General features: G+C 66.8%; 2 protein-coding genes. Both read right to left on the reverse strand.

Translation table 11 applies throughout. The features are described from left to right. Window positions 1-872, reverse strand: an 872-nt coding sequence (locus AB0F03_RS37970; protein WP_362001084.1) for an alpha-amylase family glycosyl hydrolase, incomplete at its 3' end; no start/stop codon positions are given. After that, window positions 869-1,312, reverse strand: a 444-nt coding sequence (locus tag AB0F03_RS37975; RefSeq protein WP_362001087.1) for an alpha-glucosidase C-terminal domain-containing protein, incomplete at its 5' end; no start/stop codon positions are given. The genes AB0F03_RS37975 and AB0F03_RS37970, both read right to left, overlap by 4 nt.

A 1,312-nucleotide genomic window follows, 5' to 3' on the forward strand; every position in this document is an offset into this window, starting at 1 on the left:
ATGACGGGGAAGTGGAACGCCATGTGGCACTCGTCGCCGCCGGCCGCGTAGTCACCGAAGTAGTCGACGACGTCCTCGGGCCACTGGTTCGCCTCCGCCAGCAGCACGGTGTCCGGGTACATCGCGTCGATCTCGCGGCGGACCCGCCTGAGGAAGGCGTGCGTGGCGGGCAGGTTCTCGCAGTGGCTGCCCTCCTCGGCGTAGAGGTAGGGGACCGCGTCCAGACGGTAGCCGTCGATGCCCAGGTCCAGCCAGAAGCGCAGGGCGGCCAGGACCTCCTCCTGCACGGCCGGGTTCTCGTAGTTGAGGTCCGGCTGGTGGGAGAAGAAGCGGTGGAAGTAGTACTGGCCGCGCACCGGGTCGAAGGTCCAGTTGGAGACCTCGGTGTCGACGAAGATGATGCGGGCGTCCTGGTACTGCTTGTCGTCGTCGGCCCACATGTAGTAGTCGCCGTACGGGCCGTCGGGGTTCTTGCGGGACTCCTGGAACCACGGGTGCTCGTCGCTGGTGTGGTTCATGACGAAGTCGATGATGATGCGCATGCCGCGCTGGTGGGCGGCGTCCACGAACTCCACGAAGTCCGCGAGGTCACCGAACTCGGGCAGCACGGACGTGTAGTCCGACACGTCGTAGCCACCGTCCTTCAAGGGGGACTTGAAGAACGGGGGCAGCCACAGGCAGTCCACGCCGAGCCACTGGAGGTAGTCGAGCTTGGCGGTCAGTCCCTTCAGGTCGCCGACGCCGTCGCCGTTGCTGTCGTGGAAGGAGCGGACCAGCACCTCGTAGAAGACGGCGCGTTTGAACCACTCCGGATCCCGGTCCTTGGCGGGAGTGTCCTCGAACGTGTCCGGTACGGGATCGTTGACGGTCATGACGCTGCGGGCCCTCCGATCTGGGGCGTCGATCGCCCGACGTGGAGCACGTGCGCCGGCGTCCGGCCGGGCGTGAGACGCACGTAGTTGGTCCTGCCCCAGCGGTACGTCTCGCCCGTCAGTTCGTCGTGCACGGACAGGGCGGCGTGCCGGTCCAGGCCGAGTTGCGGCATGTCCAACGAGACCGTGGCCTCCTGGGTGTGATGCGGGTCGAGATTGACGACCACGATGACCGTGTCCGTACCCGTGCTCTTGCTGTAGGCGAGCACGGCATCGTTGTGGGTCCGGTGGAAGCGGAGATTGCGCAGGCGCTGTAGCGCGGGGTGCCGCCTTCGGGCGGTGTTGAGGCGGGTGATGAGGGGGGCGATGGTGCGGCCCTCGCGTGCGGCGGTCTCCCAGTCGCGGGGGCGCAGCTGGTATTTCTCGGAGTTCTGGTATTC

It is taken from the genome of Streptomyces sp. NPDC028722, from assembly GCF_040637655.1.
GTDB lineage: Bacteria > Actinomycetota > Actinomycetes > Streptomycetales > Streptomycetaceae > Streptomyces.